We start from the raw sequence: 14,794 nt of genomic DNA, 5'->3' as shown, positions 1-14,794 counted from the left end.
GTTATCGACTCACGAACGAACAGCGGAGGCGGCAGTCGCAGTGATCCCCACTGGCACCCGCCGCTTGAAGCTGGACAGGTAGCAGAGCAGCCCTGCGAAGAAACCGAGACCGGCGCCCAGACGAGCCCAGAACAGCACTTGCAGATGATCGACTGTGGCCATGAACGGTAACGCGACGCCATCCACCGGCCAGCGTTGCAGGTAGATCTGCACAACACCGGCAGCGGTGAGCAGCAGCGTGATCATGACCATCGACAGGGTCATCAACCAGAAGCCCCAGATCTCGAGTTGCTGCGAACGCTCGTCCGCTGCTTCACCGAGTCCGCGCAGTTTCGGCATGGCATAGCTGATCAAGGTCATCACGATCATCGCGTAAGCACCGTAGAAGGCCAGGTGACCGTGAGCCGCCGTTAACTGCGAACCGTGGGTGTAGTAGTTGACCGGTGCCAGGGTATGCAGGAAACCCCAGACGCCAGCGCCGAAGAAGGCGGTGACCGTGGTGCCCTTGGCCCACAGCGTGGCCGCGCGGTTCGGGTGGTCCCGCCGACGGTTCTTGACCATGCTGAAGGCGAATATCACCATCGCCAGGAAAGGTAGCGGCTCGAGTGCCGAGAAGATTGAACCCACCCACAACCAGACCTCAGGTGCACCGATCCAGAAGAAGTGGTGACCGGTACCGATGATCCCCGTTATCAGCGCCATGGCGATGATCACGTAGAGCCATTTCTCCACGACCTCCCGGTCCACACCGGTGATCTTGATCAGGACGAAGGCCAGCATCGAACCCATGATCAGTTCCCACACGCCTTCTACCCAAAGATGCACTACCCACCACCAGTAGAACTTGTCGCGGGCGAGGTTGCCGGGGTTATAGAAGGAGAACAGGAAGAACACCGCGAGCCCGATCAGCCCGGTCATCATGACCATGCTGACGGTGGTCTTGCGCCCTTTGAGCAGGGTCATGCCGATGTTGTAGAGGAAGCCCAGGCAGACCACCACAATGCCCATCTTGGAGATGGTCGGCTGCTCCAGGAACTCCCGACCCATGGTCGGCAGCAGCTCGTTGTGGGTCAGCCTGGCCAGGCCGGCATAAGGCACCAGCAGGTAACCGAGGATCGTCAATACGCCAGCGGCGGCGAATACCCAGAACAGGATGATCGCCAGCTTCGGACTGTGCAGCTCACGGTCGGCCTCTTCCGGAATCAGGTAGTAGGCAGCCCCCATGAAGCCGAACAATATCCAGACGATCAGCAGGTTGGTGTGCACCATCCGCGCCACGTTGAAGGGGATGATCGGGAACAGAAAGTCTCCGATCACGTATTGCAGGCCCATGATCAAACCGAACAGTATCTGACCGAGAAACAGGATCAGAGCAAACACGAAGTACGGTTTGGCCACGGATTGCGAGGCGAATTTCAGATGCGGATTTGCAATGCTCATCTCTTAGCCCTCCTTGTTTGGCGGCCAGCCATTGGTGTTGATTTTCGAGCTCCATTTGAGGAACTCGGCGATGTCATCCACCTCCTGGTCACTCAACTTGAACTGAGGCATCGCGCGCCGACCCGGTACGCCCAGTGGCTGCATCTTCATCCAGGCATGCAGGAAGGGTTTGAAGCCCGCCTCTCCGCCGCGCCGCTGGAACACGTTGCCCAGCTCAGGCGCGAAGTAGGCGCCCTCGCCCAACAGCGTGTGGCAGCCGATGCAATTGTTTTGTTCCCAGACCAACTTGCCGCGCACCACTGATTCGGTGAGCTGCGCTTCATTGCTGCGCTCTGGAAAGGTCTTTTCCGTGTGATAGGTCAAAGCCAGGAATATCAGGAAGAAGAAAATGCTTCCCCCGAAGTAAATATTCCTGGCCATGCCTTTGGTGAAGGTGTCTGACATGGTCGCTTCCTCTTTGCTAGGCCCGTCCATCATAGGAAGCGAAGGGTTTAAACCTGCTTGATGGCGATCAAGAAAGGCAGATGGTTTTGGTCGGGTATTACACGTGAGCCGTACTCGGTCCATGTAGCAGCTGGCGAAGCCTGCGTTCGGCTGCGCAGCAGTCGTGAAATCAGGCAATGCGGTCCGTCAGTTACACCGTGCATTCAGGGTTTACGACTGCTGCGCAGCCGAACGCAGGCTTCGCCAGCTGCTACAGGGATTGGTTAACGGAACAAAATTAGTGTCAGCCCCACAACAGCCGCCAACACCAGCGCCCAGCTCAACATCAAGCGCCGCCACAGTCGCGGTGCGTGGCGCATTTCCATGAAGCCATCGGTGATCAGCCATGCCTTGCCGACCGCCACCAGCAAAATGGCAATCGACAACAACCACGTCGCACCGACCTGCGCCAGCACCACGGTGCAGACGCTTAACGTCGCGAGCGCCGCCCAACAGACGAGCAAAACCCTGGAAACAGTCATGAGAACCTCGTCAACTCAGCACGTAGACCAGCGGAAACAGCATGACCCAGATCAGATCGACCATGTGCCAATACAACACGCCGGATTCAAATCCGCTGCGCGTGTTGGCGTCGTACAGGCCACGGCGACAGCGCTCGGCCAGCCATCCGAGAATGACCATGCCGAGCACTACATGGAGAAAATGAAAACCGGTGAGAATCCAGTACAACGTGAAAAACGTGTTGTGCTCCATGCCCAGCCCCGAGGCCAGCAAGTGCCGGTATTCCGTGAGTTTTAACACCACGTAGACACTGGCAGCGAGCAACGCCATCAGCAGGAAGACGGCGCCGTGGCGGGATCGTGAGCGCCGGACGTGCTCCTGCGCCAACGCGGCGAACAGCCCCGCGGTGAGCAGGCTCAGGGTCATCGCCAACCCGGTTGACGTGTTCAGCAATAGACGGCTTTCGCTGAACATCTGCGGCTTGAGCGCCTGGGTCACGGCGAACGTCAGGATCAGGATGGCGAACACCGACAGCTCGGCCAGAATGAAAAACCACATCGCCAGATCGCCCGGCAAGTGACGGCGCGTGACGCCCGTTGACTCAGCCGAAGTGGACATCAACCACGTCCATCAGCGCGGCAACGGTCAGCGGATCATCGCTCAGCGGCTCGGCCAGACAGGCCATGCAGGCCTCACGGGGGCTCATGCCGGAACGGATCATACGCGCGGTAAAAATCAGCAGTCGCGTTGAGGCAACCTCCTCCAGATCATGTTGATCTAGCCGGCGCAGCGCCTGCCCCAGCCGCACCACTTGCGCCGCCAGCGCGCTGTCCACCTGAGCCTCCCGGGCAACGATGCGTTCCTCATCGGCCACCGGCGGATAGCCGAAGCGCATCGCCACGAAACGTTGGCGGGTGCTGGGTTTCATGCCTTTGAGCAGGTTCTGGTAACCGGGGTTGTAAGACACCACGAGCATGAAGGACGGTGGCGCCTTCAGCACTTCACCGGTGCGTTCCAGGAACAACTCGCGACGGTCATCGGCCAGGGGGTGCAATACGACCACAGTGTCCTGGCGCGCCTCGACCACTTCGTCCAGATAACAAATGCCGCCTTCACGCACCGCGCGGGTCAGCGGTCCGTCCTGCCACCAGGTGCCCTGGGCACCGATCAGGTGACGGCCGATCAGGTCGGCCGCGCTCAGGTCGTCATGGCAAGCCACGGTGTACAGCGGCAGTTTCAGCCGATGGGCCATGTGCTGGACGAAACGGGTTTTGCCGCACCCCGTCGGGCCTTTGATCAGCACCGGCATGCCGTGTCGCCAGGCTTGTTCGAACAGCGCCTCCTCATTATTCAGCGGTTGGTAGAAGGGTTCGATCGGGTGTTCGCAAGACTGGGTACGGTCCATGGGCTGCATGTTCCAAAAGCGGATTCAAGGAACACGCTACGGGCCCCTGCGACAACCTGGCAAGTGAGATGGCCGGCAAACTTGATCGTCGTCAAGCGAACATTGGCCTGCTCAGGCATAGCCTTGCACGGCACTAAGAACCTGCGTTCTGCGCTGCCGTTTCAGCACATCGCAAAGGTCTTGCCTGAGGAGAAATGGAATGCTGATCAGCAATAGAAAAACGTTTGCCCTGACCCTGACCACGCTGTGTTCGGCACTGGCCCTGGCGGTGAGTCATGCCGCCAGCGCCGAAGAGCCCCCCGCTGCAGCCACCCCGCCCACGGTCAAAACCTCTGGTGCTCCCGACATGAGCCAGGCCGAGTTCGACTCATCCAAGGAAATCTACTTCCAGCGCTGCGCCGGCTGCCACGGTGTGCTGCGCAAAGGGGCCACGGGCAAACCGCTGACACCGGACATTACCCAGAGCCGCGGGCAACCGTATCTGGAGGCCTTGATTACCTACGGCTCACCGGCGGGCATGCCGAACTGGGGGACGTCCAATGCGCTGACCAAGGATCAGATCACGGTCATGGCCAAGTTCATTCAGCACACGCCGCCGACGCCGCCGGAATGGGGCATGGCCGAGACGCTGAAAACCTGGAAGGTGCTGGTCAAACCTGAGGATCGTCCGAAGAAGCAGCTGAGCAAACTCAACCTGCCGAACCTGTTTTCGGTGACGTTGCGCGATGACGGCAAGATCGCCCTGATCGACGGTGACAGCAAGAAGATCGTCAAACTGATCGAGACCGGTTACGCGGTGCACATCTCGCGGATCTCGGCTTCGGGCCGCTACCTGCTGGTGATTGGTCGAGACGCCCGGATCGACATGATCGACCTGTGGCCGGTGGAGCCGACCAAGGTTGCCGAAGTCAAAGTGGGCATCGAGGCGCGCTCGGTCGAGACCTCCAAGTTCAAGGGCTACGAAGACAAGTACACCATCGCCGGTTCTTATTGGCCGCCGCAATTCACCATCATGGATGGAGAAACCCTGGAGCCGAAACAGATCGTTTCGACCCGAGGCATGACCGTCGACAAGCAGGAATATCACCCGGAACCCCGGGTCGCGGCGATCATCGCCTCCCACGAATGGCCGGAGTTCATCGTCAACGTCAAGGAAACCGGCAAGGTGATGCTGGTCAACTACCAGGACATCAAAAACCTCACCGTCACCTACATCGACGCCGCGCCCTTCCTGCATGACGGCGGTTGGGACAGCACGCACCGCTACTTCATGACCGCCGCCAACAACTCCAACAAGGTCGCCGTGATCGACTCCAAGGAGCGCAAGTTGACCGCGCTGGTGGACGTCGGCAAAACCCCTCACCCGGGTCGCGGCGCCAACTTCAATCACCCGACCTACGGACCGGTCTGGGCCACCAGCCATCTGGGTGATGACGGCATCTCGCTGATCGGCACCGACCCGACCAAACACCCGCAATACGCCTGGAAGCAAGTCGGCTCACTCAAGGGCCAGGGCGGCGGATCGCTGTTTATCAAAACCCATCCCAAGTCTCGTCACCTGTACGTCGACACCACCCTCAACCCGGACGCCAAGCTCAGCCAGTCGGTTGCGGTGTTCAACATCGACAAACTCGACGCCGGCTACACCGTGCTGCCCATCGCTGAATACGCGGGCATCAAGCAAGGCGCCATGCGCGTAGTGCAACCGGAATTCAACAAGGCCGGCGATGAAGTCTGGTTCTCCGTCTGGAGTAGTCAGGCAGACGAATCTGCGCTGGTGGTGATCGACGACAAAACACTGAAGCTCAAGTCAGTCATCAAGGACAAACGACTGATCACACCCACCGGGAAGTTCAACGTCTACAACACCCAACACGACATCTATTGAGCTCCATCAATGCAAGGAAACACCATGAAAAATACTCTGTTCTCACTGTTCTCACTGTTCTCACTGTTCGCCCTGACCGCTGCGCTGAGCGCGCAGCCGGCCATGGCCCAAGACGCGCTGGAGCTGTTCAAGAGCAAACCCTGCGCAGCCTGTCACTCCATCGACACCCAGATTGTCGGCCCGGCGCTCAAGGATGTAGCGGCCAAGAACGCTGGCGTACCCGGGGCCGTGGACACCCTGGCCGGCCACATCAAGAACGGCACACAAGGCAATTGGGGCCCGATGCCGATGCCGGCAAACCCGGTGACTGAAGAAGAGGCGAAAATTCTCGCGACCTGGGTACTGACACTCAAATAACCGCCTGGAGGACGCCATGATGGTTTATCGACACGCTGTGATTCTGGCGGCCCTCCTCCTCATTTGCGCAACCGCGGTTGCGGCGCCTGACGCCCAGCGTCAGGCGCAACTCGAACACCTGCTGACCCAGGACTGCGGCGCCTGCCATGGGCTGCACCTGACCGGCGGACTGGGCCCCGAACTGACGCGCGCAGCGTTGGCCGGCAAGTCACGGGACAGCCTGATTGCCACCGTCGCCCAAGGCCGGCCCGGCACCGCGATGCCCGGTTGGGCTCCGTTGCTCAGCCTCGACGACATCCGTTGGCTGGTCGATCTTCTTCTCCAGGGATATCCCGCACCATGATCCGTTCAATTCTGCTGTCAGCGGCGACCGGGCTGTTGTTGTCCGCTTGCGTTCAACCACCGTTGCGCGGCACCGGCGATCTGGGCGTGGTCGTGGAGCGCGCCACCGGTAGCGTTCAAATCATCGAAAGCGACACCCACACCGCGCTGGCTCGACTCGAAGGTTTCGGCGACCTGTCCCATGCCTCGGTGGTGTTCTCGCGTGACCAGCGCTACGCCTACGTGTTCGGTCGCGACGGCGGGTTGAGCAAAATCGATTTGCTGACCCGGCGTATCGATCATCGCGTCATCCAGGGTGGCAACAGCATCGGCGGCGCCATCAGCCAGGACGGCAAGTTGATCGCGGTCTCCAACTACGTGCCCGGCGGGGTCAAGGTGTTCGATGCCGACACCCTGCAACAGGTGGCCGATATTCCGGCCACGCCGCTCGCCGATGGCAGCAAGCGCTCCCGGGTGGTCGGCCTGGTCGACGCGCCGGGACAACGTTTTGTGTTCAGTCTGTTCGATACCGGCGAGATCTGGACCGCCGATTTCAGTCACGGCAACACACCGCAGGTCAGCCGATTCACCGGCATCGGTGAACAACCCTACGACGCTCTGATTACACCCGATGGGCGTTATTACATGGCCGGCCTGTTTGGTGAAGACGGCATGGCGCAACTCGACCTCTGGCATCCAGAGCGCGGGGTGCAGCGGGTACTCGGCGACTACGGACGCGGCCAGGCGAAACTCCCGGTCTACAAGATGCCGCACCTGGAAGGCTGGGCCGTCGCCGACAACCAGGCCTTCGTGCCCGCCGTGGGTCATCATCAGGTGTTGGTGATGGATTCGCGCACCTGGAAACAGACCGCGGCGATCCCGGTCGCCGGTCAACCGGTGTTCGTCACGTCGCGCCCGGACGGTCGGCAGCTGTGGGTCAACTTCGCCTACCCGGACAACGATCGGGTTCAGGTCATCGACACCGAAAACCATGCCGTGGTCGCGGATCTGAAGCCGGGGCCAGCGGTGCTGCACATGGAATTCACCGCGCGCGGTGACCAGTTGTGGCTGTCGTTACGCGACGGCGATCAGGTGCAAGTCTGGGATCCGTACAGCCTGAAGCTGCTGAGCACCCTGCCCGCCAGTGCGCCGAGCGGCATCTTCTTCAGCAGTCGTGCGCAGAAAATGGGGTATTGAAATGAACCTTGAGCTGCTCAGCCGCCAACTCATCGACCGCTTCCAGCACGGCATGCCGCTGTGCCCGTCACCGTACAAGGAGATGGCGCGGATTCTCGGGTGCCGAGAATCGCAAGTGATAGCCTGCCTGGAAGAAATGGATCGGGCCGGCACCCTCTCACGGATCGGTCCGGTGTTCGAGCACAGCCGCGCCGGGGCCAGCACCCTTGCCGCCCTCGCCGTGCCCGCCGAACGCCTGCAACAGGTGGCCGATCGCGTCAGTCAGTACCCGGAGGTCAATCACAACTACGCACGGGAGCATTTCTACAACCTGTGGTTTGTGCTGACCGCCCCTGATCGCCAACACATCGACCGCGTACTCAAGGAACTGGAGAACGACACCGGCCTCATGCCGCTGGACCTGCCGATGTTGACCGCCTACCGCATCGACCTGGGCTTTGCCCTGGGAGAAAACTCATGACATCTGGATTGAGCCCCAAACAAGCGCTGGCGCTGCGCCGGCACCTCGAAGGCGGATTGCCCCTGGTAGCGCGCCCCTATCAGGAACTCGCCGAACGGATAAACACCGACGAAAACCGGGTGCTCGAGCAAATGCGCCAGTGGAGCGAGCAAGGGCTGTTCCGCCGTATCGGCCTGGTGCTGCACCATCGCGCGCTGGGCTTTACCGCCAACGCCATGCTGGTGCTGGATATTCCCGATGCGCTGATCGACGAAGTCGGCCAGCGCTTGGGGCGAGCGCCCGGCATTAACCTCTGCTATCAACGGCCCCGGCGTTTGCCGCAGTGGCGGTACAACCTGTTTTGCATGGTGCACGGGCGTCAACGTGAGCAGGTGGAGGCGCAGATCCAGGCGTTGCTGGAAGAGCATCTGCTGAGCGACCTGCCCCATCAATTGCTGTTCAGCACCCAGGTCTTCAAGCAGTGCGGCGGCCGCTTTGCACCCTCGCGCACAGGAGCACCGACCCATGGATGACCTCGACCGCCGGCTGATCAACCGCTTGCAACTGGGTCTGCCGCTGGTGCGCCACCCTTGGCGGGAATTGGCTGCCGAACTGGAGACCAGCAGCACTGAACTACTCGGCCGATTGCACACCCTGCTCAATGACGGAATGCTCACGCGCTTCGGCCCGATGTTCGACATCGAACGGCTGGGTGGCGCCTTCACCCTCGCCGCGCTGGCGGTCCCGGAAGAGCGTTTTGAAGAGGTTGCCGAGCAACTGCATGGCCTGCCTGAGGTAGCGCACAACTATCGACGCGAGCACGCCTGGAACATGTGGTTCGTGCTCGCCTGCGCAACTGAACAGGACCTGACCGAGACCCTGCACCACATCGAAACCCTGACCGGATTGCCGCTGCTCAACCTGCCCAAAGAGGAGACCTACCATGTCGGTCTGTATTTCCCGGCCTGAAGATACCCTCGTCCAGCGTCTGATCGTGTTGACCCAGGCCGGTCTGCCGCTGCTGGACGACCCATGGGCGTGGCTCGCCGAACAGCTGGGGCTGAACATCGAGGCCACCCTGGATCTGCTCAAGCGCTTGCAAGCCGAGGGCGCGATTCGGCGGATCGCCGCCGTGCCCAATCACTACCGACTGGGCTATCGCCACAACGGCATGACGGTCTGGGATGTGCGGGACACCGACATGCCGCGCCTCGGCGCGCTGATCGGCGCGCAACCCTTCGTCAGCCACTGCTATCGCCGTCCGCGCCGAACCGACTGGCGCTACAACCTGTTCGCCATGGTGCATGGCCGCAGCAGCGATGAAATCAACAACTACCGCGAGCACCTGCGCTACTTGCTGGGCGACGCCTGTGGGACCGACGAGATGCTGGTGAGCAGCCGCATCCTGAAAAAAACCGGCTTCCGCCTAAAGCCGGCCAGTTCAACGCATCCCTTGTAGCAGCTGTCGAGCCTGCGTTCGGCGACGCAGTCGTCGTAAACCCTGCGAACGCGGTATTCCTGGGACACCGCAGTGTCTGATTTCACGACGACTGCGTCGCCGAACGCAGCCTCGCAAGCTCGACAGCTGCTACGGGCGTCAGGCTTGCGTTTGCCTATCGCTTCGCGCTGAACACGCTCTGACTGAAGGAGAGTTACATGTTGAGGATCAGCCAATACCTGCGTGCACTGGCCGGCCAGGCGCCTGCGCCCAGAACCAGTCCTCCGGGCAGCAATCGGGCGCCGGTGGTGATCTGGAACCTGCTCAGGCGCTGCAACCTAACCTGTAAGCATTGCTACGCCACCTCGGCCGACAGTGTCTTTCGCGATGAACTGGATACGGCCGCTGCGCTGACCGTGATCGATGACCTGCACGATGCCGGCGTCAAGGTGTTGATTCTTTCCGGTGGCGAACCGTTGTTGCGCGAGGACTTGTTTGTGCTCAGCGCCTACGCCCGGACCAAGGGTTTCTTTGTGGCCTTGTCCACCAACGGCACGCTGATCGATGAGCAGAACATCGCACAGATCAGCGCAGCGAATTTCGACTACGTCGGGATCAGCATCGATGGCCTGGAAGCCACCCATGACGCCTTCCGCCAACTCAAGGGCAGCTTCGCCCGTTCCATGCAGGCGATCCGGCTCTGTCGCGAACAGGGCATTCGCGTCGGGCTGCGCACCACCCTGACCCAGGAGAACAACCCGCAGTTGCCCCAACTGCTGGCGCTGATGCGCGAGTACGACGTGCAAAAGTTTTACCTGTCGCACCTCAACTACAGCGGTCGCGGCAAACGCAGTCGCAAACTCGACGCACACCAGCAGATGAGCAGCGAGGCGATGACGCTGATCTTTGAGCGCGCCTGGGAAGACATCCAACAGGGCCGCGACAGCGATTTTGTCAGCGGCAACAACGATGCCGACGCAATTCTGCTGCTGCAATGGGCAAGCCTTCGTCTGCCCGAGCATTACCCACGCCTGGAAAAAATGCTCCGCGCCTGGGGCGGCAACGCCTCGGGCAGCGGCATTGCCAACATTGACAACACCGGCGAAGTGCACCCGGACACCTACTGGTGGCAGCACTCGGTGGGCAATGTCCGGCGCACGCCGTTCCGCACGTTGTGGCTGGATCAGCCGGATGCCCTGCTGCTGCGCCTGCGTGAACATCCCCGCTCCGTCGGCGGTCGTTGTGCTGAATGCCGCTGGTTGCCCATCTGCAACGGCAACACCCGAACCCGCGCATGGGCCGAGGGTGATTTGTGGGGCCAGGACCCCGGCTGCCACCTCAGCGATGACGAAATCGGGATTGCGCCGTCAATGACCATCCCTTGCATCACCCACTGAATAGCCCGTCCGGCCAACCAGCTGACAAAGGCTGGGGCCGGCCAACCTGATGAAGCACCAAGGACTTCCCATGCCTCCATCGATTGCTATACCGGCCACACTTGAGTCCCCGTTCCGGCCGGGCGAAGTTGCCCTGGTCGGCGCCGGCCCCGGCGATCCACGCCTGCTGACCTTGCGCGCCTGGAGCCTGTTGATGCAGGCCGACGTCGTGGTGTACGACCGGCTGATCAGCCCGGAACTGCTGACCTTGATTCCCCTCACCTGCGCCCGCCATTACGTGGGCAAGGCCAGCGGCTGCCACAGCCTGCCCCAGGAACAGATCAACGAACTGCTCGCCGACCTTGCCGATCAAGGGCAGCGCGTGGTCCGGCTCAAGGGCGGCGACCCGTTCATTTTTGGCCGCGGCGCCGAGGAGCTGGAGTACCTGCTGCAACGCGGCGTTGATTGCCAGGTGGTGCCGGGCATTACCGCCGCTTCCGGCTGCAGCGCTTACGCAGGCATACCGTTGACCCACCGCGACCTGGTCAATTCCTGCCGGTTCATCACCGGCCATTTGCAACGCGATGGCGAGTTGTCGCTGCCCTGGAGCATCCTCGCCGACAGTAGTCAGACCTTGGTGTTTTACATGGGCTTGTCGAACCTGGGGATCATCGCTCAGCGTTTGATCGAAGCCGGGCTGTCGGCCGATACACCGGCGGCGCTGATTAGCAACGGCACGCGTCCCGACCAGCACGTCGCCCGTGGCAAGCTGCACCAATTGCCGACCCTGGCGATGGATTGTCCACCGGGCATTCCGACGCTGACGGTGATCGGCACCGTGGTCGATTTGTTCGCCGCAGAACAGCTGGAATACCCGGCGCGGCTTTATCCGGCGCAAGCACTGCAACGCCACGCCAAGGTGGCGATATGAGGCGCATGCTCCTTGCCCACCTGTTATGGATCATCGCGGCCCAGGCCGGCGCAGCGGTTCCGGCACTCGAACAGGCGGCGGAAAACTATCAGCAGCATTGCCAGAGCTGTCACGGCATTAACCGTCTAGGCGGTGCGGGGCCGGCGTTGTTGCCGGAGAGTCTCAGCCGGATCAAACCTGATGAAATCCGCAGCGTGATCCAGAACGGCCGCCCCGCGAGCCAGATGGCCGGCTATGCCACTGTGTTCAGCCCCGCGCAGATCGACGCGCTGGTGGATTACCTTCAGCAACCGCCCGCCACCCCGCCCACCTGGAGCAATGACGACATTCTCGGCAGTCACTCGATGCTCGCGGACCTCAGCAAATTGCCGACCACGCCCCAGCATGGCGCCGATCCGCTGAACCTGTTCGTGGTGGTGGAAGCCGGCGACCATCACATCGACATCCTCGACGGTGACCGCTTTGAGGTGCTGGCGCGGTTTGCTTCGCACTTCGCCGTGCATGGCGGGCCGAAGTTCTCGCCGGATGGGCGCTTCGTCTACTTCGCCTCCCGTGACGGCTGGATCAGCCTGTATGACTTGCACAACCTGAAACTGATCGCCGAGGTCCGCGCCGGTCTCAACACCCGCAACCTGGCGGTGAGCAAGGATGGACGCTGGGTGTTGGTGGGCAACTATTTGCCCGGCAATGTGGTGGTGCTCGATGCCCGCGATCTGTCGCTGGTCAAAACCATCCCCACGATCGGTCAGGACGGCACCGCGTCACGGGTCAGCGCGGTCTACTCCGCCCCGCCGCGCGACAGTTTCATCGTGGCGCTCAAGGATGTGAAGGAAGTCTGGGAATTGTCCTGGGCCGGCACACCAACTTTCGAACCACGGCGGATCCCTGCCGGAGATGTTCTCGACGACTTCTCTTTTTCACCGGACTACAAACAGCTGCTGGCCACGTCGCGCAAGGCCCAGGGCGGTCAGGTGATCGACCTCGACAGCGGCAAGGTGATCACCGACATCCCGCTGCCGGGCATGCCGCATTTGGGCTCGGGGACCTACTGGAAACGCAACGGTGAGTGGGTGTTCGCCACGCCGAATATCAGCAAGGGGCTGATCTCGGTCATCGACTTCAAGACCTGGAAACTGATCAAGGAAATCCCGACCCTAGGGCCGGGTTTCTTTATGCGCAGTCACGTCAACTCGCGGTATGCCTGGAGCGACGTGTTCTTCGGGCCCGACAACGATGCGATCCACCTGATCGACAAACAGACGCTGGAGATTGCCCACACCTTGCGCCCGATGCCCGGTAAAACTGCCGCTCATGTTGAGTTCACCCGAGATGGCCGTTTCCTGCTGTTGAGCATTTGGGCCACCGATGGCGCGCTGATTGTGTACGACAGCAACACCCTCAAGGAGATCAAACGTATTCCGATGAACAAGCCTTCGGGCAAGTACAACGTGGGGAACAAGATTGAGTTTGCGGAGGGGACTTCGCACTAGGCCTTGTGCCCCAATACCGAAATATACATCGCACTTGTGGCGAGGTAGCTTGCTCCCGCTGGGGCGCGCAGCGCCCCTATAATCCGTCACTGGGTACATTCAGATTAAACGCAGGCGCTGGTTTTACGACTGCTACGCAGCCGAGCGGGAGCAAGCTCCCTCGCCACAGGTTTGTCTTCGCCCTTTAACCCAAGGTGTATCCGTTATCGACTTTCCAGTCCTGACCGTAAACACCCCGAGCACCCTGCGACAGCTGAAAAACAATCACATTGGCCACCGCCGCCGCGTCGAGAAAATGACCGGGCAACAGACGTTTACCAAGGGTGTCGGCGACGTCGCCGAGCTCCCCCTCGCTCAACCCAAGGTTGTCCCACATCGAGGTCGCCGTCGGTCCCGGCGAAACCAGATTAATCCGCACATCAAAACTCGCAAACTCCACCGCCAGCGTCCGCACCTGAGCCGCCAGCGCGGCCTTACTGGCAATGCACGCAGCCAACCCAGGAAAGCTCGAACCAGTCAGGAAACTCCCGACAAACACCACCGAAGCCGGGTTCGCCAATTCACCCCGCAACGCCGCCAACGTATTCAACGCCCCGGCACCATTGACCGCCCACTGACGCTGAAAGGCCTGCATATCCAGGCTGTCAGCCATTTCGGCAATTCCCGCGTTGGGCACCAGATAGTCCACAGGGCCAATCGCCGCCGCGCGCTCGGAAAGCTCGCGCAAGTCTTGCTGACTCGTGACATCCCCGGCAAACCACTGCAACCGTTCACCGTAGATCTGCTGCAACGCCGGCAGCTCACCCAGGGTCCGAGACATCGCCAGCACCTTGACCCCGCGCGGTAACAGCGCGGCGCACAGTGCCAGACCAATCCCGGAGCTGGCCCCTGTGACCACCGCCAAACGATCCTGAAACTCAGTATTCATCATGTTCTCCTGGGCATCGCGGATGCCAAGCACTGGGGACGTAGCGAGCCCCTATCTTTGAGCAGGAGAAGAAAAAACGACTTGACGGCGATCAGATTTTTTCGACGTCGTTAGTGTTGCTGCAGCAGCGCCGGAGTGATCTCGCTGAACCGCAGCAAGCGACCGCCCTGTTCAGCGACAAGCTTTTCAGCCGCCTCGCGACTGGAAAAAGATGCCAGCACCACGCCCATGGCACCCTTGAGTTGGGTGCCGACCACGTAGAACGCGTCTTTGGCATCGATCAGGTGGGCGTCATCCGGCGCATTCCAAGGGCTGCGGCCCATGTCGTGGACATACAGTTTCGCATCGCCATGATGATTTTCCGGCTGCAACCACCAACCGATCATTTCCGCCGTTGAGCAGAACTTCTTCACCCCCGCCCGCTCGACCACTTCGCCCTTGGGCCCTGGGAATCCGTTGATGATCATCCCGCAGACATGGCATTCATCACTGGGATGAAAGGCTGCAGCGGCGCTGCTGTAGGTGGCTTGCGCCGGATTGTCACAGGCCGTCAGTAACAGGCACATCATCAGGCCCGCCACCGCGCGCATCGTCGTCAGATAAAACGTACTCATCGTCAACTGCTCCAAAACTATAAAA

At 61.1% G+C, this 14,794-nt stretch carries 18 protein-coding genes; 11 read left to right on the top strand and 7 right to left on the bottom strand.

The annotated features are described in order from the left end of the window. Nucleotides 1-9: 9 nt before the first annotated feature. The 5 genes from J2Y56_RS01595 to J2Y56_RS01575 form a co-directional block, all read right to left on the bottom strand. Nucleotides 10-1,440: a cbb3-type cytochrome c oxidase subunit I gene (locus tag J2Y56_RS01595; RefSeq protein WP_310348186.1), complete on the bottom strand. Its 1,431-nt coding sequence runs from the start codon at nucleotides 1,438-1,440 to the stop codon at nucleotides 10-12. Between the two features lie 3 nt (nucleotides 1,441-1,443). Further along, on the bottom strand, nucleotides 1,444-1,884 hold the full coding sequence (locus J2Y56_RS01590) for a cytochrome c (RefSeq protein WP_310348184.1): 441 nt from the start codon (nucleotides 1,882-1,884) through the stop codon (nucleotides 1,444-1,446). A 263-nt stretch (nucleotides 1,885-2,147) separates the two neighbouring features. Next, nucleotides 2,148-2,405, bottom strand: a complete 258-nt coding sequence (locus tag J2Y56_RS01585; RefSeq protein ID WP_310348182.1) for a cytochrome C oxidase subunit IV family protein — start codon at nucleotides 2,403-2,405, stop codon at nucleotides 2,148-2,150. A gap of 10 nt (nucleotides 2,406-2,415) precedes the next feature. Continuing rightward, nucleotides 2,416-3,003: a cytochrome c oxidase subunit 3 family protein gene (locus tag J2Y56_RS01580; protein ID WP_310348180.1), complete on the bottom strand. Its 588-nt coding sequence runs from the start codon at nucleotides 3,001-3,003 to the stop codon at nucleotides 2,416-2,418. After that, nucleotides 2,987-3,790 (bottom strand): CbbQ/NirQ/NorQ/GpvN family protein, encoded by an 804-nt coding sequence (locus J2Y56_RS01575; RefSeq protein ID WP_046046542.1) that lies wholly within the window; start codon nucleotides 3,788-3,790, stop codon nucleotides 2,987-2,989. The genes J2Y56_RS01580 and J2Y56_RS01575 overlap by 17 nt, the downstream gene beginning before the upstream one ends. Nucleotides 3,791-4,136: 346 nt before the next feature. Here J2Y56_RS01575 and nirS point away from each other — a divergent pair, with 346 nt between their 5' ends. The 11 genes from nirS to J2Y56_RS01520 all read left to right on the top strand — a co-directional run bounded on the left by nirS (nucleotide 4,137) and on the right by J2Y56_RS01520 (nucleotide 13,227). Beyond that, nucleotides 4,137-5,678: a nitrite reductase gene (gene nirS, locus J2Y56_RS01570; RefSeq protein WP_310348368.1), complete on the top strand. Its 1,542-nt coding sequence runs from the start codon at nucleotides 4,137-4,139 to the stop codon at nucleotides 5,676-5,678. Between the two features lie 24 nt (nucleotides 5,679-5,702). Beyond that, the gene (locus J2Y56_RS01565; protein WP_310348178.1) at nucleotides 5,703-6,035 is read left to right on the top strand and encodes a c-type cytochrome; all 333 of its coding nucleotides are present in this window, start codon (nucleotides 5,703-5,705) and stop codon (nucleotides 6,033-6,035) included. 16 nt (nucleotides 6,036-6,051) lie between these two features. After that, nucleotides 6,052-6,378, top strand: a complete 327-nt coding sequence (locus tag J2Y56_RS01560; RefSeq protein WP_310348177.1) for a cytochrome c — start codon at nucleotides 6,052-6,054, stop codon at nucleotides 6,376-6,378. Further along, the gene (locus tag J2Y56_RS01555) at nucleotides 6,375-7,553 is read left to right on the top strand and encodes a cytochrome D1 domain-containing protein (RefSeq protein WP_310348175.1); all 1,179 of its coding nucleotides are present in this window, start codon (nucleotides 6,375-6,377) and stop codon (nucleotides 7,551-7,553) included. The genes J2Y56_RS01560 and J2Y56_RS01555 overlap by 4 nt, the downstream gene beginning before the upstream one ends. Nucleotide 7,554: 1 nt before the next feature. Then, complete coding sequence (locus J2Y56_RS01550; RefSeq protein WP_310348174.1) at nucleotides 7,555-8,013, top strand: Lrp/AsnC family transcriptional regulator; 459 nt, start codon at nucleotides 7,555-7,557, stop codon at nucleotides 8,011-8,013. Continuing rightward, nucleotides 8,010-8,525: an AsnC family protein gene (locus J2Y56_RS01545; RefSeq protein ID WP_310348172.1), complete on the top strand. Its 516-nt coding sequence runs from the start codon at nucleotides 8,010-8,012 to the stop codon at nucleotides 8,523-8,525. Before J2Y56_RS01550 ends, J2Y56_RS01545 begins: the two co-directional genes overlap by 4 nt. Then, nucleotides 8,518-8,961 (top strand): AsnC family transcriptional regulator, encoded by a 444-nt coding sequence (locus J2Y56_RS01540; RefSeq protein WP_310348170.1) that lies wholly within the window; start codon nucleotides 8,518-8,520, stop codon nucleotides 8,959-8,961. The genes J2Y56_RS01545 and J2Y56_RS01540 overlap by 8 nt, the downstream gene beginning before the upstream one ends. Further along, the gene (locus J2Y56_RS01535; protein ID WP_310348168.1) at nucleotides 8,936-9,451 is read left to right on the top strand and encodes a nitrite reductase; all 516 of its coding nucleotides are present in this window, start codon (nucleotides 8,936-8,938) and stop codon (nucleotides 9,449-9,451) included. Before J2Y56_RS01540 ends, J2Y56_RS01535 begins: the two co-directional genes overlap by 26 nt. A 197-nt stretch (nucleotides 9,452-9,648) precedes the next feature. Then, entirely contained in the window at nucleotides 9,649-10,827 is a 1,179-nt protein-coding gene (gene nirJ, locus J2Y56_RS01530; RefSeq protein ID WP_310348166.1) for a heme d1 biosynthesis radical SAM protein NirJ, read from the top strand. 70 nt (nucleotides 10,828-10,897) lie between these two features. Beyond that, nucleotides 10,898-11,737, top strand: a complete 840-nt coding sequence (gene cobA / locus J2Y56_RS01525; RefSeq protein WP_310348164.1) for a uroporphyrinogen-III C-methyltransferase — start codon at nucleotides 10,898-10,900, stop codon at nucleotides 11,735-11,737. Further along, complete coding sequence (locus J2Y56_RS01520; RefSeq protein WP_310348162.1) at nucleotides 11,734-13,227, top strand: cytochrome D1 domain-containing protein; 1,494 nt, start codon at nucleotides 11,734-11,736, stop codon at nucleotides 13,225-13,227. Before cobA ends, J2Y56_RS01520 begins: the two co-directional genes overlap by 4 nt. Before the next feature lie 184 nt (nucleotides 13,228-13,411). Here J2Y56_RS01520 and J2Y56_RS01515 read toward each other — a convergent pair whose 3' ends face one another. Both J2Y56_RS01515 and J2Y56_RS01510 read right to left on the bottom strand, forming a co-directional pair. Continuing rightward, complete coding sequence (locus J2Y56_RS01515; protein ID WP_310348161.1) at nucleotides 13,412-14,155, bottom strand: SDR family oxidoreductase; 744 nt, start codon at nucleotides 14,153-14,155, stop codon at nucleotides 13,412-13,414. Nucleotides 14,156-14,265: 110 nt separating this feature from the next. After that, a complete protein-coding gene (locus J2Y56_RS01510) occupies nucleotides 14,266-14,769 on the bottom strand; it encodes a nitrous oxide reductase accessory protein NosL (RefSeq protein ID WP_310348160.1) in 504 nt (167 codons plus the stop codon). Nucleotides 14,770-14,794 lie beyond the last annotated feature (25 nt).

Origin of the sequence: Pseudomonas sp. BE134, from assembly GCF_031456105.1 — a bacterium.
In the GTDB taxonomy this organism is placed as follows: Bacteria; Pseudomonadota; Gammaproteobacteria; order Pseudomonadales; family Pseudomonadaceae; genus Aquipseudomonas.
Note: the sequence above shows the minus strand (reverse complement) of the source record. Positions and strands in the feature narration are given on the sequence as shown.